General features: G+C 65.2%; 25 protein-coding genes and 2 pseudogenes. 2 read left to right on the forward strand and 25 right to left on the reverse strand.

What is annotated here, in order from left to right; all coding sequences use genetic code 11:
• Window positions 1-241 precede the first annotated feature (241 nt).
• The 7 genes from ACUTAF_RS01745 to ACUTAF_RS01775 form a co-directional block, all read right to left on the reverse strand.
• Window positions 242-2,071: an SLC13 family permease gene (locus ACUTAF_RS01745; protein ID WP_445578354.1), complete on the reverse strand. Its 1,830-nt coding sequence runs from the start codon at window positions 2,069-2,071 to the stop codon at window positions 242-244.
• Between the two features lie 30 nt (window positions 2,072-2,101).
• Complete coding sequence (locus tag ACUTAF_RS01750; RefSeq protein ID WP_445578355.1) at window positions 2,102-2,398, reverse strand: winged helix-turn-helix domain-containing protein; 297 nt, start codon at window positions 2,396-2,398, stop codon at window positions 2,102-2,104.
• Between the two features lie 38 nt (window positions 2,399-2,436).
• Window positions 2,437-3,813: a sodium:proton antiporter NhaD gene (gene nhaD, locus ACUTAF_RS01755; protein ID WP_445578356.1), complete on the reverse strand. Its 1,377-nt coding sequence runs from the start codon at window positions 3,811-3,813 to the stop codon at window positions 2,437-2,439.
• A gap of 308 nt (window positions 3,814-4,121) precedes the next feature.
• Window positions 4,122-6,953, reverse strand: a complete 2,832-nt coding sequence (locus ACUTAF_RS01760; protein WP_445578357.1) for a valine--tRNA ligase — start codon at window positions 6,951-6,953, stop codon at window positions 4,122-4,124.
• Window positions 6,954-7,127: 174 nt separating this feature from the next.
• Entirely contained in the window at window positions 7,128-7,562 is a 435-nt protein-coding gene (locus ACUTAF_RS01765; RefSeq protein WP_445578358.1) for a DNA polymerase III subunit chi, read from the reverse strand.
• A gap of 61 nt (window positions 7,563-7,623) precedes the next feature.
• On the reverse strand, window positions 7,624-8,043 hold the full coding sequence (locus ACUTAF_RS01770; protein ID WP_445578359.1) for a DNA polymerase III subunit chi: 420 nt from the start codon (window positions 8,041-8,043) through the stop codon (window positions 7,624-7,626).
• Window positions 8,044-8,107: 64 nt separating this feature from the next.
• Window positions 8,108-9,595, reverse strand: a complete 1,488-nt coding sequence (locus tag ACUTAF_RS01775; protein ID WP_445578360.1) for a leucyl aminopeptidase — start codon at window positions 9,593-9,595, stop codon at window positions 8,108-8,110.
• Between the two features lie 142 nt (window positions 9,596-9,737).
• On the opposite strand from ACUTAF_RS01775, the gene lptF reads away from it, so the two are divergent.
• Window positions 9,738-10,859 (forward strand): LPS export ABC transporter permease LptF, encoded by a 1,122-nt coding sequence (gene lptF, locus ACUTAF_RS01780; RefSeq protein ID WP_445578361.1) that lies wholly within the window; start codon window positions 9,738-9,740, stop codon window positions 10,857-10,859.
• On the forward strand, window positions 10,852-11,916 hold the full coding sequence (gene lptG / locus ACUTAF_RS01785; RefSeq protein WP_445578362.1) for an LPS export ABC transporter permease LptG: 1,065 nt from the start codon (window positions 10,852-10,854) through the stop codon (window positions 11,914-11,916). The genes lptF and lptG overlap by 8 nt, the downstream gene beginning before the upstream one ends.
• A gap of 60 nt (window positions 11,917-11,976) precedes the next feature.
• On the opposite strand, the gene ACUTAF_RS01790 is transcribed toward lptG, so the two are convergent.
• The 18 genes and pseudogenes from ACUTAF_RS01790 to ACUTAF_RS01875 form a co-directional block, all read right to left on the reverse strand.
• The gene (locus tag ACUTAF_RS01790) at window positions 11,977-12,474 is read right to left on the reverse strand and encodes an RDD family protein (RefSeq protein WP_445578363.1); all 498 of its coding nucleotides are present in this window, start codon (window positions 12,472-12,474) and stop codon (window positions 11,977-11,979) included.
• Window positions 12,475-12,579: 105 nt separating this feature from the next.
• The gene (locus ACUTAF_RS01795; RefSeq protein WP_003246255.1) at window positions 12,580-12,792 is read right to left on the reverse strand and encodes a cold-shock protein; all 213 of its coding nucleotides are present in this window, start codon (window positions 12,790-12,792) and stop codon (window positions 12,580-12,582) included.
• Window positions 12,793-13,222: 430 nt separating this feature from the next.
• Window positions 13,223-13,420, reverse strand: a complete 198-nt coding sequence (locus ACUTAF_RS01800; protein WP_445582503.1) for a hypothetical protein — start codon at window positions 13,418-13,420, stop codon at window positions 13,223-13,225.
• Between the two features lie 46 nt (window positions 13,421-13,466).
• Window positions 13,467-13,766, reverse strand: a pseudogene (locus ACUTAF_RS01805) (DUF4406 domain-containing protein); the annotation flags it as partial.
• On the reverse strand, window positions 13,763-13,936 hold the full coding sequence (locus tag ACUTAF_RS01810) for a ribosome modulation factor (RefSeq protein ID WP_445578364.1): 174 nt from the start codon (window positions 13,934-13,936) through the stop codon (window positions 13,763-13,765). The pseudogene ACUTAF_RS01805 and the gene ACUTAF_RS01810, both read right to left, overlap by 4 nt.
• Window positions 13,933-14,166, reverse strand: coding sequence for a hypothetical protein (locus ACUTAF_RS01815; protein WP_445578365.1), 234 nt, complete (start codon window positions 14,164-14,166; stop codon window positions 13,933-13,935). The genes ACUTAF_RS01810 and ACUTAF_RS01815 overlap by 4 nt, the downstream gene beginning before the upstream one ends.
• Window positions 14,156-14,320, reverse strand: a complete 165-nt coding sequence (locus tag ACUTAF_RS01820) for a hypothetical protein (RefSeq protein ID WP_445578366.1) — start codon at window positions 14,318-14,320, stop codon at window positions 14,156-14,158. Before ACUTAF_RS01820 ends, ACUTAF_RS01815 begins: the two co-directional genes overlap by 11 nt.
• The gene (locus ACUTAF_RS01825; RefSeq protein ID WP_445578367.1) at window positions 14,317-14,724 is read right to left on the reverse strand and encodes a hypothetical protein; all 408 of its coding nucleotides are present in this window, start codon (window positions 14,722-14,724) and stop codon (window positions 14,317-14,319) included. Before ACUTAF_RS01825 ends, ACUTAF_RS01820 begins: the two co-directional genes overlap by 4 nt.
• Window positions 14,721-15,077, reverse strand: a complete 357-nt coding sequence (locus ACUTAF_RS01830; protein ID WP_445578368.1) for a hypothetical protein — start codon at window positions 15,075-15,077, stop codon at window positions 14,721-14,723. The genes ACUTAF_RS01825 and ACUTAF_RS01830 overlap by 4 nt, the downstream gene beginning before the upstream one ends.
• 3 nt (window positions 15,078-15,080) lie before the next feature.
• Entirely contained in the window at window positions 15,081-15,734 is a 654-nt protein-coding gene (locus tag ACUTAF_RS01835) for a hypothetical protein (protein ID WP_445578369.1), read from the reverse strand.
• Between the two features lie 78 nt (window positions 15,735-15,812).
• Window positions 15,813-16,265 (reverse strand): hypothetical protein, encoded by a 453-nt coding sequence (locus tag ACUTAF_RS01840; RefSeq protein WP_445578370.1) that lies wholly within the window; start codon window positions 16,263-16,265, stop codon window positions 15,813-15,815.
• 91 nt (window positions 16,266-16,356) lie between these two features.
• On the reverse strand, window positions 16,357-16,821 hold the full coding sequence (locus tag ACUTAF_RS01845) for a hypothetical protein (protein WP_445578371.1): 465 nt from the start codon (window positions 16,819-16,821) through the stop codon (window positions 16,357-16,359).
• Window positions 16,818-18,626 (reverse strand): DNA cytosine methyltransferase, encoded by a 1,809-nt coding sequence (locus ACUTAF_RS01850; RefSeq protein WP_445578372.1) that lies wholly within the window; start codon window positions 18,624-18,626, stop codon window positions 16,818-16,820. Before ACUTAF_RS01850 ends, ACUTAF_RS01845 begins: the two co-directional genes overlap by 4 nt.
• 9 nt (window positions 18,627-18,635) lie before the next feature.
• Complete coding sequence (locus tag ACUTAF_RS01855) at window positions 18,636-19,862, reverse strand: phosphoadenosine phosphosulfate reductase domain-containing protein (protein ID WP_445578373.1); 1,227 nt, start codon at window positions 19,860-19,862, stop codon at window positions 18,636-18,638.
• The gene (locus tag ACUTAF_RS01860) at window positions 19,859-20,116 is read right to left on the reverse strand and encodes a hypothetical protein (RefSeq protein ID WP_445578374.1); all 258 of its coding nucleotides are present in this window, start codon (window positions 20,114-20,116) and stop codon (window positions 19,859-19,861) included. The genes ACUTAF_RS01855 and ACUTAF_RS01860 overlap by 4 nt, the downstream gene beginning before the upstream one ends.
• Window positions 20,113-20,361 (reverse strand): hypothetical protein, encoded by a 249-nt coding sequence (locus tag ACUTAF_RS01865; RefSeq protein WP_445578375.1) that lies wholly within the window; start codon window positions 20,359-20,361, stop codon window positions 20,113-20,115. The genes ACUTAF_RS01860 and ACUTAF_RS01865 overlap by 4 nt, the downstream gene beginning before the upstream one ends.
• Window positions 20,355-20,732, reverse strand: coding sequence for an Arc family DNA-binding protein (locus ACUTAF_RS01870; RefSeq protein ID WP_445578376.1), 378 nt, complete (start codon window positions 20,730-20,732; stop codon window positions 20,355-20,357). The genes ACUTAF_RS01865 and ACUTAF_RS01870 overlap by 7 nt, the downstream gene beginning before the upstream one ends.
• Window positions 20,725-20,925 (reverse strand): annotated as a pseudogene (locus ACUTAF_RS01875) (DNA translocase FtsK); the annotation flags it as partial. The gene ACUTAF_RS01870 and the pseudogene ACUTAF_RS01875, both read right to left, overlap by 8 nt.
• Window positions 20,926-20,937: the final 12 nt, after the last annotated feature.

Below are 20,937 nucleotides of genomic sequence, written 5' to 3' on the forward strand. Positions count from 1 at the left end.
GGGCGCGCACAGTTCGCGCCCGGCGGAGGCATGTATCGAGGGACTTGCCGGGACGCCGGACCGCAGCATGCCGGCTCCTGCAGGTGCTGTGCCCGGTCTGTTAGCCAGTACAAAAAAGCTTCGCCCCGAGGCGGGGCTCCCACAGGTGCGGTACACGAGTCTGCGTTTGTAGGGGCCGCGCCTCGCGGCGAATGGGATCGTGCTGCGCGTCGACGGACTGGTCGGGCTGCTGTCGTCCGGGTCAGAGCGGAAAGATCAGCGGCACCAGCAACACGCTGACCAGCATCACCAGCAGGGTGAAGGGTACGCCGATGCGCACGAAGTCGCCGAAGCGGTACTGCCCGGGGCCGAGCACCAGGGTGTTGACCGGCGAGGAGATCGGCGTCATGAACGCCGCCGAGGCGGCCAGCGCCACGGTCATGGCGAAGGGCAGCGGCGAGGCGTCCAGCGCCTGCGCGGTGGCGATGGCCACCGGCGCCATCAGCACCGCGGTGGCGGTGTTGGAGATGAACAGGCCGATCAGCGCGGTCAGGGTGAACAGGCTGGCGAGGATCAGGTAGGGCCCGGCGCCGCCCAGGCCGCTCACCAGCAGCTGGACCGCCAGCTCGACGCCGCCGGTCTGCTGCAGGGCCTGGGCGAAGGGCAGCATGCCGATGATCAGGATCAGCGTCGGCCAGTGGATGGCGCGGTAGGCGCTATCGAGGTCGATGCAGCGAAACGCGCCCAGCAGCAGGCAGGCGATCAGCGCGGCCAGCACGTTGGGCACCAGGCCGGAAACCATCAGCGCCACCATCACCGCCAGGCTGAGCAGGGTGTAGGGCGCCTTGCGCGCGGCCGGCGCCACCTCGGCCACTTCCGCCGGCAGGCTGAGTACCAGGAAGTCGCGGCTCAGCGCCTGCAGGCGGTGGATGGCCTTCCACTCGCCAGCCACCAGCAGGCAGTCCGAGGCCTTGAGCTTCTCGTCCACCAGCAGGCCTTCCAGGGCCCGGCCCTGGCGGCGCAGGCCGACCACGTTGAGCTTGTGCCGCGAACGAAAGCCCAGCTCCTGGATGGTCTTGCCCGGCAACTGCGATTCCGGGGGCAGCGCCACCTCGGCCAGGCCCAGCTGGTGGGCGTGCAGGCTGAAGTAGGAGTGCGGCAGCGGCATGGGTTCCAGACCGAGTGCCTGGTACGCGCCGAGTAGGCCGATGGCGGGGCTGGCGATATCCACCAGCAGCACGTCGCCGGGCTCCAGCTGGGTGTTGCCGCTGGCCACCAGCAGCAGGGTGCGCAGGCGTCGGCGGCGCTCGACGGCGATCACGTTGATGCCGTAGTCGCGGCGCAGCGCCAGCTCGTTGAGCACCTGGTTGGCCAGCGGCGAGTCGGCGCGCAGGCGCAGGCGCCGCTCGCGCTCGCCGAGGCGGTAGCGCTCGGCCAGGTCGGCGAGGGTCAGGCGTGGCGGCTCATCGCCCTTGCCGGCCTCGTTGCGCACCAGCCAGCGCCGCGCCAGCAGCATATAGCCGATACCGAGCAGCAGCACGGCGAGGCCGATGGGGGTGAAATCGAAGAAGCCGAAACCGTCCAGGCCGGCGCGGCGCAGCTCGGCATGCACCACCAGGTTCGGCGGGGTGGCCACCAGGGTCAGCATGCCGCTGATCAGTCCGGCGAAGGCCAGCGGCATCATCAGACGCGCCGGGGCGATGCGCAGGCGCGCGGCGACGCCGAGCACCACCGGGATGAAGATCGCCACCACGCCGGTGGAACTCATCAGCGAACCCAGGCCAGCCACGGCCAGCATCAGCAGGATCAACAGGCGCGTCTCGCTGCTGCCGGCCCGGATCACCAGCCAGTCGCCCAGGCGGTAGGCGATGCCGGTGCGCACCAGGCCATCGCCGATGACGAACAGCGCGGCGATCAGGATCACGTTGGCGTCGCTGAAACCGGCCAGGGTCTGCGGCAGGTCGAGCGCGCCGGTCAGCGGCAGGGCGACCAGTACCAGCAGGGCGACCACGTCCATGCGCGGCTTGCCGATGACGAAGAGAGTGACGGCGCCGGCCAACAAACCGAGCACCCAGAGCAGATCCGGATTCATCGCGAGTCCTTGAATGACGGCGCGATTGTCTCAGGGATAGCCGAGGGCGATCTTGATCTGCTGCAGGTTGGCGGCGATCCAGCGCTTGTCGATCGGGCCCCAGTCGCGGATGCGGTAGTGGCCGGCGTTATTGCGCTCGCCCTGGCGCTGCTCGAACTGGCAGTCGATGTCCAGCTCGGCCAGGGCGGCGAGGGTGTCCTGGGCGGTGCGTCGCGGCATGCCGGTCGCCTCCATCAGCGCCGGTACGCTGACGGCCTGGCCGCTGTCGATCAGCCAGGCCACATAGAGGCGGCGGTAGAAGCTGGTGCGGGTCTTGCTCGTTTGCATGATCACTCCCTGTGGCGAGCTCGCCCCGCGCGCGGGGCTCAGGCGGCGAACATCAGCATATAGGTGGCGGCGCCGGACAGGTAGCCGATGAAGGCCAGGCCGGTGATGCGCTTCAGGTACCAGATGAAGTTGATGCGCTCCATGCCCATGGCCGCCACGCCGGCGGCCGAGCCGATGATCAGGCAGCTGCCGCCGGTGCCGGCACAGTAGGCGAGCATTTCCCAGAAATTGCCGTTGACGACGAAATTGCTCAGCCACGGTAGTTCGGTGGAGACCGCGGCGGCCAGGGCTTCCGGGCTGACCAGCGGATACATCTTCATGGCACCGGCGACCATCGGCACGTTGTCCACCACTGCCGACAACATGCCGATGGAGATGGCGATGCTGTAGACGTTGCCGAGACTGTCCTTGAGCAGTGTGGCGACCTGGATCAGGTGGCCGGCGCTGGACAGGGCGGACACCGCCAGTAGGATGCCGAGGAAGAACAGCACGCTGGTGATGTCGATGCGGCGCAGTACGCCGACCACCGACAGCGGGTCCTTGTCCTCGCTGTTCTTGCTGCGGTGGATGATCTCCGTGGTCACCCACAGCAGGCCGAGGCCGAAGAGGATGCCCATGTAGGGCGGCAGGTGGGTGATGGTCTTGAAGATCGGCACGAAGATCAGCGCACCGAGCCCCAGGCTGAACACCAGGTTGCGTTCGAACGGAGTGGTCGGGTCGCGCCGGCTTTCGGCGCTTTCCTTCAGGCGCGGCGGGTTGACGTCGCCCTTGAGCACGAAGCTCATGATGATCATCGGCACCAGCAGGCAGACCAGGCTGGGTACGAGCAGCTTGGTGATGATGCCGGTGGCGGTGATCTGGTTGCCGATCCACAGCATGGTGGTGGTGACGTCGCCGATCGGCGACCAGGCGCCGCCGGCGTTGGCCGCGATCACCACGATGCCGGCGTAGAACCAGCGCTCGTGCTGGTCGGCGATCAGCTTGCGCAGCAGCGAGATCATCACGATGGTGGTGGCCAGGTTGTCCAGCGCGGCGGACAGGAAGAAGGTGATCAGGCCCACCAGCCACAGCAGGTTGACCCGCTTGGTGGTGCGGATGCGGTCGGTGATCACCTTGAAGCCTTCATGGGCGTCGATCAGCTCGACTATGGTCATGGCACCCATGAGGAAGAACAGGATTTCGGAGATCTCGCCCAGGTGGTGGCGCAATTCCTCGACCACATGATGGGTGTTGGTGCTGGCGCCGGCCGTGCCGGTGCCGAGCAGCGGCAGGATGCTGTCGGCGCCCAGTACCAGGATGGTCCAGGCCAGCACTGCGGTCAGCAGCGCGGAGGCCGCCTTGTCGATCTTCAGGGGGTGCTCCAGTGCGATGCACAGGTAGCCGAGGACAAAGACCAGCGCCATCAACGCATACATGTTCAGGGTTCCGATTTTTTTATAAGAGTGGGCGGTCTCGCAGAAAGGCCACCGGGGTCGGCCGCAGAAGATGCCTGAAAAGTTCGACAAATGGGAGGGGGAAAGCCCTAAAACGATGCCTTAGAGAAGTCAAACAGTACTTTATGGCAAGATTTTTACCGGTCATGCCGCCGAGCGCGGCCGCGCACGCATGGGGAGTAACGAGACGCAGGGGCCAGGCTTTGCCCGCGACTGTGCGGTTAAAGCCCCTGGCGCAAAGAGCCATCCCGCGCCGGTGAGGGCGCGGGCCGGCGGGTATTGCAGAGGGATCAGAGCGCGGCGATCTTGCCGCGCTGCTCCACCAGCTTGGCCAGGGCCTGTTCGGCCTCGGCCAGCTTGGCGCGTTCCTTGTCCAGCACTTCGGCCGGCGCCTTGGCGACGAAGCCCTGGTTGGCCAGCTTGCCGCCGACGCGCTGCACCTCGCCCTGCAGGCGGGCGATTTCCTTGTCCAGGCGCGCCAGTTCGGCGTCCTTGTCGATCAGCCCGGCCATCGGCACCAGCACCTGCATCTCGCCGACCAGGGCGGTGGCGGACATCGGCGCTTCCTCGCCTGCGGCCAGCACGCGTACCGACTCCAGCTTGGCCAGCTTGCCGAGCAGCGGCTCGAACTCGGCCAGGCGGCGCAGGTCTTCTGCGCTGGCGTTCTGCACGATGATGTCGATGCGCTTGGCCATGGAGATCTTCATCTCGCCACGGATCTGCCGCACGCCCAGCATCAGTTGCTTGACCCACTCGATATCGCCTTCGGCAGCGGCGTCGATACGCTCATCGGCGGCTACCGGCCAGGGCTGCAGCATCAGGGTGGCGCCGTCCTTGCCGGCCTGGCCCTTGATGCGCTGCCAGATTTCTTCGGTGATGAAGGGCATGAACGGGTGGGCCAGGCGCAGGATCACTTCCAGCACGCGCACCAGGGTGCGGCGGGTGCCGCGCTGGCGCTCGATCGGAGCGTTTTCGTCCCACAGCACCGGCTTGACCAGCTCCAGGTACCAGGCGCAGTACTCGTCCCAGATGAACTCGTAGAGGGCCTGGGCGGCCATGTCGAAGCGGAAGGCGTCGAGGTGGCGGGTGACGTCCTGCTCGCAGCGCTGCAGGGCGGAGGTGATCCAGCGGTCGACCGGCGACAGGTCCACGGCTTCGCCGCCCACGCCGGTGTCTTGGTTATCGGTGTTCTCGATGACGAAGTTGGCGGCGTTCCACAGCTTGTTGCAGAAGTTGCGGTAGCCCTCGACGCGGCCCATGTCGAACTTGATGTCGCGGCCGGTGGAGGCCAGCGCCAGGTTGGTGAAGCGCAGGGCGTCGGTGCCGTAGGCGGCGATGCCCTCGGGGAACTCGGCGCGGGTCTGCTTGGCGATCTTCTCGGCCAGCTTGGGCTGCATCATGCCGCTGGTGCGTTTCTCCAGCAGGGCGTCCAGGCTGATGCCATCGACGATATCCAGCGGGTCGAGCACGTTGCCCTTGGATTTGGACATCTTCTGGCCCTGGCCATCGCGCACCAGGCCGTGCACGTACACGGTCTTGAACGGGATCTGCCCGGTCAGGTGGGTGGACAGCATGATCATCCGGGCGACCCAGAAGAAGATGATGTCGAAGCCGGTGACCAGTACGTCGGTCGGGTGGAAGGTCTTGAGGAAGTCGGTCTGCTGCGGCCAGCCGAGGGTGGAGAAGGTCCACAGACCGGAGCTGAACCAGGTGTCCAGCACGTCTTCGTCCTGGCGCAGGGCGATGTCACCCAGGTTGTGCTGGGCGCGGACTTCCGCCTCGTCGCGGCCGACATAGACGTTGCCGGCCTCGTCGTACCAGGCCGGGATGCGGTGGCCCCACCACAGCTGGCGGCTGATGCACCAGTCCTGGATGTCGCGCATCCAGCTGAAGTACATGTTCTCGTACTGCTTGGGCACGAACTGGATCTCGCCGCTCTCGACCACGGCGATGGCCTTCTCGGCCAGCGGCTTGGTGGAGACATACCACTGGTCGGTCAGCCACGGTTCGATCACGGTGCCGGAGCGGTCGCCCTTCGGTACTTTCAGGGCGTGGTCTTCGATTTTTTCCAGCAGGCCGGCGGCCGCGAAGGCGGCAACGATCTGCTTGCGCGCGACGAAGCGGTCGAGGCCGGCGTATTCGGCCGGCAGGCTGCCGTCGATCTCGGCGTTGACGCTGCCGTCGATATTGAACACTTGAGCGCGAGCCAGTACCGCCGCATCGGCATCGAAGATATTGATCAGCGGCAGGTTGTGGCGCTTGCCGACTTCATAGTCGTTGAAGTCGTGGGCCGGGGTGATCTTCACGCAGCCGGTGCCGAACTCGGGGTCGCAGTAGTCGTCGGCGACGATCGGGATACGCCGGCCCACCAGCGGCAGCTCGATGTAGCTGCCGATCAGCGCCTTGTAGCGCTCGTCTTCCGGGTGCACGGCTACGGCAGAGTCGCCAAGCATGGTTTCCGGGCGGGTGGTGGCGACGATCAGGTAGTCCAGGCCCTCGGCGGTGGTCTTGCCGTCGGCCAGCGGATAGCGCAGGTTCCACAGGTGGCCCTTCTCGTCGTGGTTCTCGACTTCCAGGTCGGAGATGGCGGTGTGGAACTTGGTGTCCCAGTTGACCAGACGCTTGCCGCGGTAGATCAGGCCGTCCTGGTGCAGGCGCACGAAGGCTTCTTTAACCGCTTCGGACAGGCCTTCGTCCATGGTGAAACGCTCGCGCGACCAGTCCACCGAGCTGCCTAGGCGGCGGATCTGCCGGGTGATGGTGCCACCGGACTGCTCCTTCCATTCCCAGACCTTCTCCAGGAACTTCTCGCGGCCCAGGTCGTGGCGGCCGATGCCCTCGGCGGCCAGCTGGCGCTCGACCACCATCTGGGTGGCGATGCCCGCGTGGTCGGTGCCCGGCTGCCACAGGGTGTTGCGGCCCTGCATGCGGCGGAAGCGGACCAGGCAGTCCATGATCGAGTTGTTGAAGCCATGGCCCATGTGCAGGCTGCCGGTGACGTTCGGCGGCGGGATCATGATGGTGTAAGGCTCACCGCTACCTTGTGGGGCGAAGTAGTTGTTCTGCTCCCAGGTCTGGTACCAGTTGGATTCGATGGCGTGCGGCTGGTAGGTCTTGTCCATGCGCGGCGGGACCCTTGTGACGGCTGATCGGAAAAGCCGGCAAGTATACCGCGTATACCAGGCAAGCCATAAGTCTCGCGCTATAGGGGGGCTGAAACCGCCATCTGTGACGTGGCGGGTGGTACCCGCCCTAGGCGGAATCGCAGTCGTAGGGTGCGCCGTGCGCACCGTGCCTCAAGGCTTGCGCGGCGGCAGCAGGCGCGGCAGGCGCGCTTCCAGGCGGCGTTTGAGCTCGGCCTCGATCTGCGGCACGAAGTCGTCGATCACGTCCTGCAGGATCAGCTGGGCGGCGGCGCGCAGCTCGCCATCGAGGTGCTGCAGATTGCGGGCGCTGTCCTGCAGGCGCGGCTCCAGGCGTTCGCGTACGGGGCTTGTGGCAGCCGGCGCGGCCTGTGCAGCTGGGGTCGGTCTGGACGGCGGCGCGGCATGAAAGGGCGGCGGCGGGCCGGGCGGCGCGCTGACGATATCGGACAGCACCGGAATGCTGTCCGGGTCGAGCGAGTCGATCAGCAGCGGCGGTTCATGGCTGTCGTCACCCAGCAGCTCGCGAATCGACTCGAGGTCGTGCAGCAACTGAGCGGGTTTCTGAGGAGGCTTGGGGGTGTCCATGGCGGTCGGCACAGCGGGCAAAAAGGGCAGGGTTGCCTGGATTGTGAACGTCGTTCAACCCTTAAAGTTCGACGCGCTTGGGATCATACCCGCGCTGGCGATAGCTACGGAAATTCTCGCGACAGGCGTTGAGCAGTTCCGGCTGCTGGTTGACGATCTCGATGATGCGGGCGAAGCGCTCGATATGCGGCGACAGGCTGCTGCCGAGGTTGATCAGCACGCCCTGCTCATGGCTCGGCACCTCGTCCACGCCCAGGGTCACCGGCGACTGCGGCGCGTTGCGATGCAGATCATGGGGCACGAAGCGCTCGGCCTTGAACTCCCATAGCAACTGGTCCAGCGCCTCGCACTGCGCCTCGTCGCTGCCGCGCAGGAACACCGGCAGGCCGGCGCTCCAGGCCTTCAGCGCCAACTGGCAGGCGGCGCGCAGCCGGCCTTCGGTATCGCTGGAGGAGAGAACGTAGAACTCGATTCTGGGCATTGCGATTCCGTGTATGAAAGTCGTGGCCCGGATGCAGTCTAACTGCGTCCGGGCTACAGGGACATCAGGCCTTGGCGCGATCCAGCAAATACTGGGTCAGCAACGGTACCGGGCGGCCGGTGGCGCCCTTGTCCTTGCCGCCGCTGACCCAGGCGGTACCGGCGATGTCCAGGTGCGCCCAATGGTAGTTCTTGGCGAAGCGTGACAAGAAACAACCAGCCGTAATGGTGCCGGCCTTCGGCCCGCCGATGTTGGCGATGTCGGCGAAGGGGCTGTCCAGCTGTTCCTGGTACTCGTCGTACAGCGGCAGTTGCCAGGCGCGGTCGTCGGCATGTTCGCCGGCTTTGAGGATCTGCTTGATCAGCGCCTCGTTGTTGCCCATCAGCCCGGAGACGTTGCTGCCCAGGGCGACGATGCAGGCGCCGGTGAGGGTGGCGATGTCGATCACCGCCTGCGGCTTGAAGCGCTCGGCATAGGTCAGGGTGTCGCACAGCACCAGGCGGCCTTCGGCGTCGGTGTTGAGGATTTCCACGGTCTGCCCGCTCATGCTGGTGACGATGTCGCCGGGGCGGGTCGCCCTGCCGCTGGGCATGTTCTCGGCGCAGGCCAGCAGGCACACCAGGTTGATCGGCAGTTGCAGTTCGAGCACCGCCTTGAGGGTGCCGAACACGCTGGCGGCGCCGCACATGTCGTACTTCATCTCGTCCATGCCGGCGGCCGGCTTGATGCTGATGCCGCCGGTGTCGAAGGTGATGCCCTTGCCGACCAGGGCGAAGGGTTTGTCGTCCTTCTTGCCGCCCTGGTAGTGCATGACGATCATCCGCGGTGGCTGCTCGCTGCCCTGGGCCACGGCGAGGAAGGCGCCGGCGCCGAGCTCCCTGAGCTTCTTCTCGTCGAGGATTTCCACCTTGAGGTTCTTGTACGCCTTGCCCAGGGCCTTGGCTTCCTCGGCCAGGTAGCTGGGGTGGCAGAGGTTCGGCGGCAGGTTGCCGAGATTCTTGGTCAGGGCCATGCCGCTGGCGATGGCGCGGGCGTGCTGCACGCCGCGCTCGACCTCGGCCAGCTCGGCCTTGTCGGTGATCAGGGTGATCTTCTTCAGTGCGCGGGCATCGCTCTTCTTGCTCTTGAACTGCTCGAACAGGTAGTCGCCGTCGGCCAGCGTCTCCACCAGCAGGCGCACCTTGCCGTAGGCGTCGCGGCCCTTGACCTTGAGCTCGCCGAGTGCCAGCGCCGCATCGCCGCCGCCGAGGCCCTTGAGCACGCCGTGGGCGGCTGCAACCAATTTGCGCAGCTGACGGTCCGATAGATCGCCCTTGCCGCTGCCAACCAGCAGTACGCGTTCGGCCTTGAGCCCCGGCAGGTCGTGCAGCAGCAGGGTCTGGCCCGACTTGCCGGCGATGTCGCCGCGCTTGAGCAGGGCGGAAAGGGCGCCGCCGCTGGCCATGTCCACGGCCTTGGCGGTTTCGCCCAGCTTGCGGCCTTCGCCGACGGCCAGTACCAGGGTGGCGGTCTTCAGGGTTTCCGGGCGGGTGCTTTTGACGAGGAATTCCATGTGAGCTGTCCCCAAGACAAAGAGTCGGGTTTGGCGGATAATGGCCGCCATTTTTTCGAGGGCTTGCCGCAAGGCGGGCCGGCAAGAGGCGCGGCTAGTTTGAGCGTAGCCGCCTGAGCCTGACAACCCTGGAGCGTCCGGTTTGATCGTCTTCCGTTATCTGTCCCGCGAAGTGCTGGTGACCCTCGGCGCGGTGAGCGCCGTGCTGCTGGTGATCATCATGAGCGGCCGTTTCATCAAGTACCTGGCGCAGGCCGCGCAGGGGGCGCTGGACCCCGGCGTGTTGTTTCTGATCATGGGTTACCGGATTCCCGGGTTCCTCCAGCTGATCCTGCCGCTGGGCCTGTTTCTCGGTTTCCTGCTGGCCTACGGCCGCCTGTATCTGGAAAGCGAGATGACCGTGCTCTCGGCCACCGGCGTCAGTCAGCAGCGGCTGGCCGTCTACAGCATGGCGCCGGCGCTGCTGGTGGCGCTGCTGGCCGGCTGGCTGAGCATGGGCCTGGCGCCGCAGGGGGTGGCCGAGGTCGCGCGCATCCTCAACGAGCAGGACGCGCTGACCGAGCTCGATACCCTGGTGCCGGGGCGCTTCCAGTCGATGAAGGACGGCTCGCGGGTGACCTATTCGCAAGAGCTGTCGGCCGACCGAGGCGAGCTGCGCGGGGTATTCATGTCGGAAAAGCGCTTCTCCACCGACGGCAAATCGGAGCGCGGCATCACCGTGCTGGTGGCCGAGAGCGGGCGCCAGGAAATCCAGGCCGACGGCAGCCGCTATCTGATCCTGGAAAACGGCTACCGCTACGACGGCGAGCCGGGCGAGGCGGACTACCGTGCGGTGCAGTACGACACTTACGGCGTGCTGCTGGCCAAGCCGGAAGTGGTGATCGAGGCCGGCGAGCGCGAGGCGATGCCGACCCGCGAACTGCTGGGCAGCGACGACCCGCGCCTGCAGGCCGAGCTGCAGTGGCGCCTGTCGATCCCCCTGCTGGTATTCGTCGTCACCTTGCTGGCGGTGCCGCTGTCGCGGGTCAACCCGCGCCAGGGCCGCTTCCTCAAGCTGCTACCGGCGATTTTCCTGTACATGGCCTATCTGGGTTTGCTGATCGCCGCCCGTGGCGCGCTGGACAAGGGCAAGCTGCCGCCCGGCCTGGGGCTGTGGTGGGTACACGGCATCTTCCTGGCGATCGGCCTGCTGTTGCTCTACTGGGAACAGCTGAGCCTGTACCGGGCCAGCCGTCGCGCCGCGCTGGAGGTGGCCCATGGCTAAGCTGGATAGGTACATCGGTGCCCAGGTATTCATCGCCATCCTCGCTGTCCTCGGCATCATCCTCGGTCTGGCGCTGCTGTTCGCCTTCATCGACGAACTGGGCGACCTCAACAAGGGCGACTACGGTGTCGGCCAGGCGCTCTGGTACGTGCTCCTGACCGCGCCGCGGCGGGCCTACGAGATGCTGCCGATGGCGGCCTTGATCGGCTGCCTGATCGGCCTTGGCAGCCTGGCCAGCAACAGCGAGCTGACCATCATGCGCGCCGCCGGGGTGTCGATCGGGCGCATCGTCTGGGCGGTGATGAAGCCCATGCTGGTGCTGATGCTGGCCGGCATCCTGATCGGCGAATACGTCGCGCCGCTGACCGAGAACCAGGCCCAGGCCAGTCGTGCTCTGGCCCAGGGCGGCGGTGCCGCGCAGAGTTCCAAGCACGGTATGTGGCATCGCCAGGGCCAGGAGTACGTGCATATCAATGCCGTGCAGCCGGACGGTCTGCTGCTCGGGGTGACGCGTTATCAGTTCGACGACGCGCGCCGCCTGCTGTCCGCCAGCTTCGCTCGTCGTGCCGAGCACCGTGGCGATCACTGGTTGCTGCGCAACGTGGCGACCACTCATTTCCGTGAAGGCGCTACCGAGGTGATCGAGAGTCCCGAGCAGCGCTGGGATATCGAACTGAGCCCGCAACTGCTCAGCACCGTGGTGATGGAACCCGAGGCGCTGTCGGTCACCGGTCTGTGGCAGTACATCCACTACCTGGCCGAGCAGGGGTTGAACAACGCGCGCTACTGGTTGGCGTTCTGGAGCAAGCTGCTGCAGCCGCTGGTCACCGCCGCACTGGTACTGATGGCGATTTCCTTCATCTTCGGCCCGCTGCGCTCGGTGACCCTGGGGCAGCGCGTATTCACCGGCGTGCTGGTGGGCTTCGTATTCCGTATCGCCCAGGATCTGCTCGGGCCGTCCAGCCTGGTGTTCGGCTTCTCGCCGCTGCTGGCGGTGCTGGTTCCTGCGGGCGTCTGCGGCCTGGCCGGGTTCTGGATGCTGCGCAGGGCGGGGTGAGGTTCGCGCATGCACGAAAAAGCCGGCTGTCAGTGCCGGCTTTTTTGTGCATGCGGCGCGTTATTGCTTATGCGTGCCCTTGGGCAGCTGGACCACGCGGCTGTCCGAATAGATGTCGTGCCAGGTGCGGCCCTGCTTGTCCCACAACAGCCAGAGAAAGCCGAGGCCGGCGAACAGCCAGGAACCGATGGCCACCACGAAACGCAGTAGCGCCTGCCAGAGATCGATGGCGCTGCCATCGGCGTTCTGCACGCGCAGTCCCCAGGCCTGCATGCCCAGGGTCTGGCCGTTGTGCGTCCAAAACTTGGCGAAGAAGGCGAACAGGGATAGCAGTACCAGGCTGGCCAGGATGGGGTCGTTGTCCAGGGCGCCGGCTTCGGCCATCGCCAGCAGGTTCTCGCTGCCGTGGATCAGGCGCAGGATGCCCTGCTGGTAGATCAGGGTAACCACCATGATCAGCGCGACGCAAAGCAGGAAGTCGTAGAAGATCGCCGCCAGGCGACGGGTCAGGCCGGCAGTGGGGAATTCCCCCTGCGGGCGCAGCTGGTGTCTCGGCATGATGGGCTCGCTGTGACGATAGGGCGCGCCATTCTAACCGTGACTTTCCTGCAGGAATAAAAAAACCCCTGATGCGAGATCAGGGGTTCTTCAAAGCAGCGGCAATCAGCCCAGGATCTGAACCTGGTCGGCCTGCATGCCTTTTTGACCTTGTACGGCGATGAAGCTGACCTTCTGGCCTTCTTTCAGGCTCTTGAAGCCGTTGCCTTCGATCGCGCGGAAGTGCACGAACAGATCCGGACCGCTCTCGGGAGTGATAAAACCAAAACCTTTCTCGTCGTTAAACCACTTGACGGTACCGTTCTGACGATTCGACATGTCTTTTTCCTTGAAACTAGAGTTGATGACAGCCTCTAACTATAGAGGGCTGAGACTGGTTGCAAGGAGTAATAGAAGTCGAGCGGGATGTAGCGGATCGAATGATCTACTGCATCAGGTCACGATTCACAGCGACCCATGCAAACAGTGCAGTCACTCTACGCTAACTTTTGGGCAATTGCCAACCCCTGCCTACAGCGCTGCCGGCCAGGTTTTACGGGGCTCGCCGAGGAACGGCCAAAGCGCTGGCATGGCGTTGCTGCCGTTACGAAAAAGCCCGCAAGGCAAGGCCTTGCGGGCTCTGATTTGATGGTGCCCCGGGGGAGACTCACATTCTCCTGCTATTGCTTGGCTGAGTCGCTGTTTTCGATTCCGGGATACACGGCGGGATACACAGCGCGTCGTGCTGGCCATCACCCGCGGCTGGCCATTATGCCTCATCTTCAACCGCCTGCCGGTACTGCGCCGAGAACTCCAGCATTTCCCGGCTCAGATCCATGGCGCGGACGCTGCTGGACTGGCCGACATAGCGCCGGGCTTCGTCCAGCAGTTGGACTGCTCGGGCCAGCGTGATGCCCTTGGACTGTGCATTGATCAGTTTCACGGCGTGGGACTGGCTCATGCTCATGGCGCACTCTCCTGTCGATGATTCGGGCGGCTGGGGTGATGGTCATGCCGAGTCGCACGGCCTCCTGCCGTTCTCGCAGTGCACCTCGCGACTCCGACCAGCCAGGCAGCAGGGCGATGGTGTCGCAGGTACGCATCTGCGGGATGCAGACGGCCATGTAGGCTTCCCAGCTATCCTGGCGCGGGTTCTCGGCGGGGTTCTCGACGTGGTAGCCGAGCGCGCGCAGGCGGGCGGCCTCGGCGTTGAACGCGGGATAGTTGAATTCCGGCAGCCCGGTGCAAGGACCGCTCAGGTAGATCCGTTGTGGTGCTGGTGTGAGTGTCTTCAGGGGAATGTAACTGGTCATGCGGATAGCTCCATGTCTGCGTCGTGCCACCCAGCCAGCCACAGGGAGTGGCGAAGCATGTCGTGAAGCCCATATGGGCAGGCGAGCCTGCTTGCGCCTCGCTCGCGCGCCGAGTGGCCGGCCTGATAGGCTGGGTCGTCCTCTGGTTCGTGGTGCAGCATCCGGCTCATTTGTGGTCGCTACCACAGTTCGGGCCGCCCGTGCATTCGAAGCCCTGGCCGCAGCGTTGCGTCATGGCTTGCAGCGATGTAAGGCATGGCATGCAGATGTGGTTCTCCACCTCGGGCGCGGGCTTTTCCGTCCAGCCTTTTGGGAAGGTGGTCCAGTGCAGGCCGACCAGTTGCTTGGGCTCATAGGTGTCGCGGCAAAGGTTGCAGCGGTAGGTGCGTTCAATGCTCATTGCGGGACTCCTGCTCGCGCCGGCGCAGGGCCTGGCGCTTCTTCGAGCACTTCTGGTGGCCACCAGCACTGCGAGGGCGCAGGCAGATATCGCAGGTGGCGTTCCAGTCGTAGACGGTGGGGCGGTAGAAGGCGGGATCGTTGTCAGGGCTCATGACTGCACCTGTACGATGTTGTCCTCGACCCATTTGCGCATGCGCTTCCAGCGGTCTCCGGGTGACTCATTTCGCCAACTGCCTACCTCGTCGTTCTCGAAAACAATCTCAGCGGCCATCGCCGGGGCGATGCCGAAGAGAGCGGCGACCGACTCGCGATCATCTGGATCGACCCCTTTCATGTCGATGCCGCGCTTGGCACCGAGCACGCCCAGGGTGCAGAACTGGCCATCGGCTTGGAGTTCTTCAGTAATCAGGCGTTTTTCCGGCATCGCATCAAGCGCGTCGCGGAGCTCGATCAGAAAGGCCTGACCACGCTTGCCCTTGATGGCCGAGCTCACCGCACCACGCCAGCGGATCAGATCCCAGTTATCGATATCGTCGCAGTATCCGCTCCGGCTCATGGCTGCTGCTCCTGCTGTTCTTCATCGGTGGCAGGGGTGCCGCCCAGGTCGCGGATGGCGACCTCAAGGGCGGCGATCAGGTCGTCCTCTGCCTCGCGGCCGCCCAGCATGATTCCGCCGCCAGGCATGACCACGCCGGAGGCGAAGTACTTGCTGTGCTTGACCCACACGGAGCAGGGCGGCACAGGGTCGCCGCTGCTGTTCTTCAGTTCGTGGGCATGGCCATTGAAAGAAAGGTGCCAGTCATCGTTGATCTGGTGTTCCCAGCAACCGGGAAGGTCCTTGATCGACTTTTGCCCGCAGAGCGTGCCGAGCTGGCAGCAGAGGACGAAGGTTGCGCAGATGCCGTCCATATCTCACTCCCACCCATGCAGGTATGCGGGCTCAGTCAGCTCGGCGAGCTGCTGGCGCAGGGTCTTTTCGAGGGGGATGATCTTGCCTTCGTCTTGGTCGAAGGCCTCAGTGGCATCCAGCACCTTGTCGCTGACCGGCTCGACGTCGCTCTCGTCGAAGTCCTCGCCATAGCCGGCGAAGTCAACCAGCACTTGGATGGCGCCGGCGGGGTCGTAGGCGGCCACGATGTCGTTGTCGCCAACTTGGTAGGCGACCAACCGCTGCACCTCCAGGCTTTTTCCGCAGTGGTGGCAGAAGTAGGCGCTGTTTTCCTCGGGCGTGCTTCCGACGGTGAAGTACCAGACCTGGCCGCAGCTAGTTTCGTAGAAGACGCTATCCTGCTCGCGCTTCCACAGACAGACGGCAGTAGTAAGCTGCTGGTTTACAACTGCAGGTGCTGGCTTATCACGCCTGGCCGGGCAGTCCGGGTTGTCGCAGGGGCCTGGAGAGTAGTCGCCGCACGCGCTGCGGTCGCATTCAGGATCGGCGCTGGCTGCTGCGATCGCCTGTGCCAGGATCTTGTGCGGTGCATCGCCTGGCTGATAGCCGGCAGCGTGCAGTTCTGCCCAGGCGAGTTCGAGTCCGGGCAGGTGTTGCGCATTCGCTTGGATGGTCATGGTTCACCTCACGGTGTGGGATAATCGTTGTCTGGCCTGGCCGGCGGCATCGGGCAGGGAAGTCCGGCCGGGCTGGTTTCAGGCTTCTACGGCGTCTTCGAACTTGATGATCAGTCGGCGGTTGAACGTAGCGGCGTCATCCTGGCCTTCTGGCTTCACGGCATACTTGGCCACGCCGTACTGGTAGATTTCCGTGATGTGGCCGAATCCATCGCGGATGGAGATGCGGGCGCCAATGGGCAGCGGCGGCTGAATGTCGTTGTCGGCGAACCACTTCTCCTCGGCCTCATGCAACAGTTGATCGACGCGGGACTGCATGCCGTCGAGTTCTTCCATATCGTCGCGACTGGTATCCCAGCTGGCCCACTTGTCGAGGGCCTTGGCCAGGTCGAAGCCGTCCATGCCGTAGCCGTAGTTGGCGGCAATGTCGTCGGCGTTGTGCGCGTCCCATCCGACATCTGCGACCAGCGACTGGGCGGCCTGCAGCTTCATTTCTTCGGTGACGGTCGGGCGCTTGGGGATGTTGTTCATGGTCAGTCCTCTTTCGGAGTGGGCGGCCTGCATCGCGGGCACGGGCAGGCGCCGATGCGCAGCCCGGTTTCGCGGCAGTAGGTGGGGGTGTTCATGCGCTCACCTTGAGTTGGCTCCAGGCACCGACCAGGTCGAAGATCCGGTAGGCCTGTTCCTCGGTCAGGGATACCTGGCTGGGAATGGCGATCCAGCCGGACCCGATCAGGTGCCGCGGGTTGCAGGTGGCGCGCTGGTCCATGACGCACGTTTCGATAACGTCCGTCAGGTGCGCGGCCAGGTAGTTGCCATCGGGCATGGCCTCGATGCTCTTCATGTACCGATTGCCCGACTGGTCCACGCACAGGCCGGCGACGTAGATCGTCCAGCGATGCGGGATATCGCAGAGCGCGTTGGCCACCTGGCGCCCGGGCGGAATTCGCTTGGCCAACTTCCAGTTGACCATGCCCTGCCAGCCGCTCGGGCTGATGCTCACCACCGCAACGTGGTTGCTGCTCAGGATGGCCCGGCAGGAACGCTCAAGCCGGGCGCGGGCGTTGTTGGGCTTGCGGCGGCTCACGCCTGCGGTACCTCGGCGACGCTCAGGCCAACGGCTACCGGGCGAACCCAGACCGGCATATTGCTGAGCATGAAGGTCTCGCCCTGAGCGGCCAGCAGCAGGGTGGTGCCCATGACGTGCGCGATCGCCTCGGCGGCGTGCGGTGGCACGGCGTTGCCGATTTGTTCGCTCCATTCCTTGTCGCTCAGGCCGTCGAGAATCAACTGCTCTTCCGGCTCCACCAGGCTTTGCAGCGCTGCCTTCTCCAGGGTGGTGAAGGGGCGGTGCCAGGTGCCGTCGAGACTGCGGATGATGCAGGTCAGGCGGTCATTGGCGGCAGGGATGCGCGGGTCTGCGACGCTGAAGCGCCCGCTGTCGTAGCGCGAGCTGGCGGCGATCGCGCCGCAGTTCTGGTCAAACGGGATAACGCCGTAGTGGCCGCCGGTGAGGTAGTTGTCGCCCTTGCCGCGGTGCAGGATGCGAGGATCTGCTACCGACTGCTGGCCACCCTGCACACCCTTGCCGCCGGCGATGATGGTGCCGGCAGGCTTGTCGAACGGAACAACGCGGTAGTTGCCGCTGTGGCGGTTCCAGTTCGGGCGCGGGTCGGCGATCGACAGGGCGCCGCTGGCCACCTGCTGAGAGCCGGTCACGGTACCGGTGTGGCCGTCCCACTTGCCGACGTGTAGCTTGCGGCTGCTCGCGCCCTGGTGCCAGTTGTGATAGCGCGGATCGGCAACGCTGAAGGTGCCCTGGCCGGGCATGGTTTGCCCGGGGATGGTCGGCGACGAATCGTCCCAGCGAATGACGCCGAACTGCTGGCCGTGATTCCAGTTCGCGGCCTGGCGGTACCGTGGATCGGCAACCGAGAAGGCGCCATTGGTGGGGCTGCTGCGGCCGGCGATGGTGCCGCTGGTATCGCCCCAGCCATGCACGCCCAAATAGCCGGAGCGGTACTCCGGCACGATGATCAGGTCACGAAGGTGGCCATCCTCGATCGCCAGTTCGTTGAGGCTGCGCCAGTCGCTGCCGGCACGCACCAGGGCGAGGCGTACCCAGGTCTGCCACTGCAGCGAGGGCACGCGGTGCATCGGGCCGGCGGCGTCAATATCGCCCGGCAGAGGCATGCGGCCGAGGATATCGCCGACGGCGCGCAGGCTCTTTTTCTCCGGCTCGTACAGGAACGGCGGCACCTTCTCGACGTGGCGCGCTACCAGCAGGAAGCGCTTGCGAGACTGCGCCAGGCCCCCGAGCTCGCCGCAGTCGTGGGTAGTTTCGGCGACGGCATAGCCGAAGTGGCTCAGCAGGCTGTTGATCTGGTCAAGCAGGTGCCGGCCGCGGGTGGCCAGGCGCGGCACGTTCTCGAAGACGATCAGCGGCACCGGGTCGTCCTTCCAGGCTTCGCCCATCAGCCAGATGCAGCGCAAGGTCAGCTCGTTCAGAGCTTGGTACTTCGGGGTCTGGCTCATTTTCTCGGAGAGCAGGCCGCTGGCGCCATTGCACGGGCTGCTGATGAACACCGCGTCGGGGCGCTTGTTCTGCGCAGCGCGACGCACGTCATCGGCCGAGGCCTCGCGCCAGCCTGCAGGCGGCTCTTTCCCGTGAAAGCGGGTGTACTGGTCACGGGTGAACAGGTCAATCAGGGTGCCAGGCACGCCGGCCAGCTGCTCGAAGTCGCGCAGGCCAGCCGGGTCAACGTCGATGCCGCCCAGGCATTCCCAGCGCGCCTGCACGTTGCCGACGATGGGTTTCGCCCGGTTGAAGCCCTTGGCGCCGCCGCCCAGGCCGCAGCAGAAATGGAAGTGGTGCAGGGTTTGCTGAAGCATGGTGGCGTCCTATACGAACAGCAGCGGCTGCACAGAGCCGTCTGCGTTGATTTGATCCATCGGGGTATCTGCGGTGGGTTCGTCGCCATCCCAGCCCTGTGGCCAGGTGCCGGCGGCTATCAGCTCGCGGATGCGCGCTTGTTCTTCGGCGTTGATCAGGTCAACACGCGGACGGCCGAGCCGATCGGCCGCCTCGTTGATCTCGGCCTGAATGGCCAGAATGCGATCAAGCCCCATCAGGCGGGCTTCGAACGTCAGCGGCCCCATGCGCTGGGGATTCGCTGCGGCACTACCGTCCTTCAGGTACTCGAAACCAGCCTTACGCAGGCGGTGCTGGGGCTCGCGCAGTTCTCGCCAAAGCGCCTTGATGCCCTTGAGCGGTGCCAGGTAGGCCCATTGCGGGCTGAGCAGGATGGTATCCAGGGCCTTGTCTTCGCTGGCCAGCGGGCAGCCGGTGCAGCCGGTTCGCGCGTTGATTTCCTCGGCCTCGTCGCCGCCGTAGGCGTCGGCGACGGTAGCGGTCGACCAGTCTCCGAACTCAGCCTGTGGTGCCCAGTGCTTGAGCCACTCCCAGACGTGACACACGCGCCAGTGCAGCAGCGGCGCCAGAGTGGCGAGCCGGCCTTTCAATCCCTTGGCCTCTGGCAGCACCTTCTGGTACCAGCCCTGGCCACATTCGGCGCCGTCCTTGCCGCAGCTCATCTCGATGCGCTTGTCGCGGATCGCGCTTTCGCCCTGGCGCACGCCGGTGATCATCAGCACATTGCCGTCGAGCTCAGCCAGGCGTTGTTCCAGTGCAGCCTGCATCGGGTCGATCTTGATCTGGCGAGTGCACCAGCGGAGCGTATTGTTGTTCGGCGGGGGAACGCCGCGGCCGAGGATGTAGACCATGAATCGTTTGTCGAGCGGCGCGCACACCACATCGACACGGATGCCGCGCTCTTCGAGCTCGTCCATGATCTGCTGGGCAGCGATCGCCAGGGGCGGAAGCTCCTGGCGGGTGTCGGCATAGAACACGGTGAACGTCTTGGGTGCCTTGATCTTCCCGCTGTCGATCAGCCAGATGATCAAGGTCAGCGTGGCGCTGCTGTCCTTGCCGCCCGACCAGGCAATGCCCCAGTGATCGTGATCGGCGCCGTAGGCCTGCAGGGACTGGATCGTCAACTCGATGCTTTCCGTCATCTGCAGGCGCTGTGCGCCGGCGGCGAAGATATCGCCCTGGCGGATTCCACTCATGCCGCACCTTCCTGCTGCTCGGCATCGGGCAAGGCGAAGAGGTCGGGCTGTTCTTCCTTGCGGGCAGCTGTTTGCGCTTGATCCCCAGCAGGGTGGGGGCCCTGGCCTGCCATGTAGAGACAGTTGGCCTCGATGCCGTGCAAACGCTGGGCGTCTGGATGAACGATGGTGATCACGCCGCCGAAGGCTTGCGCGATCAGTGCGTGCTCGGCAGCGACCTTGGCAATGTGGGCGTAGGCTTCTTCGCGGGTCATGCCGAGGCCTCCGCCGGATGGCCAAGACACTGGCCTTTATCGCCGTGGTGGTCGCAGCTGGGGATCATGGTGAATCCGCGCTCTGCGCACGCCAGGGCGACGGTCAGCACCTCTTCGCCAGGAAGAGGGCGGCCGGTGCCGCGCTCTGACAGCAGGTCATCCAGGGCGCGCGGGCGACGTGCGCGCTCGATCACGTAGCTGACGGCAACGCAGACGTGGAAGGTCTTGGCTTCGCTGGTCAGCATGGCGACACCTCGACCGGAACATTCGGCAGCTTGGTGATGGTGTCGCCTTCGAAGATCGGCAGGACTGCGACATTCGGCGCCCAGTTGCTGGCGACCTTATGGTCGTTCGTCTCTTCCAGATAATCGGCGGTACGCCAGCCGATCAGCCGGGGTGCCGCTTGCACCCGGGCGCTGTGAATGCCAGAGGCGGCCTGCTCCAGGGCGTCCAGCAGCAGTTCCTGGCGCTTGGCGCGAGCCAGCTTTTCCTCAATCGCCTGGACCACGAAGGTGTTCATGCTGGTGTGGTCGAGCTGTGCGGCAGCGTCTACGCGGGCGCGGACGCCATCAGGCATGCGGACCACGAACTTGTCGGCGGTGCGAGAGTTACCCATGGCGGATTACCTCGCGCGAGCCGTTGCTGTTCATCGCGGTGACCACGCCGGCCATTTCCATGGATTCGATCAGGCGGGCGGCGCGGTTGTAGCCGATCTTCAGCTTGCGCTGCACAGCGGAAATACTGGCGCGCTGGCTTTCGCGAACGAATGCCACTGCATCGCTGTACAGGGGATCGTCTTCACTGCCGTCGATATGATCGTT

Source organism: Pseudomonas sp. SP16.1 (genome assembly GCF_052682975.1).

Coding starts and splice junctions, on each gene's coding strand:
- ACUTAF_RS01745 (WP_445578354.1), bottom strand. CDS start 2,071: ATGAATCCGGATCTGCTCTGGGTGCTCGGTTTGTTGGCCGGCGCCGTC.
- ACUTAF_RS01750 (WP_445578355.1), bottom strand. CDS start 2,398: ATGCAAACGAGCAAGACCCGCACCAGCTTCTACCGCCGCCTCTATGTG.
- nhaD (WP_445578356.1), bottom strand. CDS start 3,813: ATGTATGCGTTGATGGCGCTGGTCTTTGTCCTCGGCTACCTGTGCATC.
- ACUTAF_RS01760 (WP_445578357.1), bottom strand. CDS start 6,953: ATGGACAAGACCTACCAGCCGCACGCCATCGAATCCAACTGGTACCAG.
- ACUTAF_RS01765 (WP_445578358.1), bottom strand. CDS start 7,562: ATGGACACCCCCAAGCCTCCTCAGAAACCCGCTCAGTTGCTGCACGAC.
- ACUTAF_RS01770 (WP_445578359.1), bottom strand. CDS start 8,043: ATGCCCAGAATCGAGTTCTACGTTCTCTCCTCCAGCGATACCGAAGGC.
- ACUTAF_RS01775 (WP_445578360.1), bottom strand. CDS start 9,595: ATGGAATTCCTCGTCAAAAGCACCCGCCCGGAAACCCTGAAGACCGCC.
- lptG (WP_445578362.1), top strand. CDS start 10,852: ATGGCTAAGCTGGATAGGTACATCGGTGCCCAGGTATTCATCGCCATC.
- ACUTAF_RS01790 (WP_445578363.1), bottom strand. CDS start 12,474: ATGCCGAGACACCAGCTGCGCCCGCAGGGGGAATTCCCCACTGCCGGC.
- ACUTAF_RS01795 (WP_003246255.1), bottom strand. CDS start 12,792: ATGTCGAATCGTCAGAACGGTACCGTCAAGTGGTTTAACGACGAGAAA.
- ACUTAF_RS01800 (WP_445582503.1), bottom strand. CDS start 13,420: ATGAGCATGAGCCAGTCCCACGCCGTGAAACTGATCAATGCACAGTCC.
- ACUTAF_RS01810 (WP_445578364.1), bottom strand. CDS start 13,936: ATGAGCCGGATGCTGCACCACGAACCAGAGGACGACCCAGCCTATCAG.
- ACUTAF_RS01815 (WP_445578365.1), bottom strand. CDS start 14,166: ATGAGCATTGAACGCACCTACCGCTGCAACCTTTGCCGCGACACCTAT.
- ACUTAF_RS01820 (WP_445578366.1), bottom strand. CDS start 14,320: ATGAGCCCTGACAACGATCCCGCCTTCTACCGCCCCACCGTCTACGAC.
- ACUTAF_RS01825 (WP_445578367.1), bottom strand. CDS start 14,724: ATGAGCCGGAGCGGATACTGCGACGATATCGATAACTGGGATCTGATC.
- ACUTAF_RS01830 (WP_445578368.1), bottom strand. CDS start 15,077: ATGGACGGCATCTGCGCAACCTTCGTCCTCTGCTGCCAGCTCGGCACG.
- ACUTAF_RS01835 (WP_445578369.1), bottom strand. CDS start 15,734: ATGACCATCCAAGCGAATGCGCAACACCTGCCCGGACTCGAACTCGCC.
- ACUTAF_RS01840 (WP_445578370.1), bottom strand. CDS start 16,265: ATGAACAACATCCCCAAGCGCCCGACCGTCACCGAAGAAATGAAGCTG.
- ACUTAF_RS01850 (WP_445578372.1), bottom strand. CDS start 18,626: ATGCTTCAGCAAACCCTGCACCACTTCCATTTCTGCTGCGGCCTGGGC.
- ACUTAF_RS01855 (WP_445578373.1), bottom strand. CDS start 19,862: ATGAGTGGAATCCGCCAGGGCGATATCTTCGCCGCCGGCGCACAGCGC.
- ACUTAF_RS01860 (WP_445578374.1), bottom strand. CDS start 20,116: ATGACCCGCGAAGAAGCCTACGCCCACATTGCCAAGGTCGCTGCCGAG.
- ACUTAF_RS01865 (WP_445578375.1), bottom strand. CDS start 20,361: ATGCTGACCAGCGAAGCCAAGACCTTCCACGTCTGCGTTGCCGTCAGC.
- ACUTAF_RS01870 (WP_445578376.1), bottom strand. CDS start 20,732: ATGGGTAACTCTCGCACCGCCGACAAGTTCGTGGTCCGCATGCCTGAT.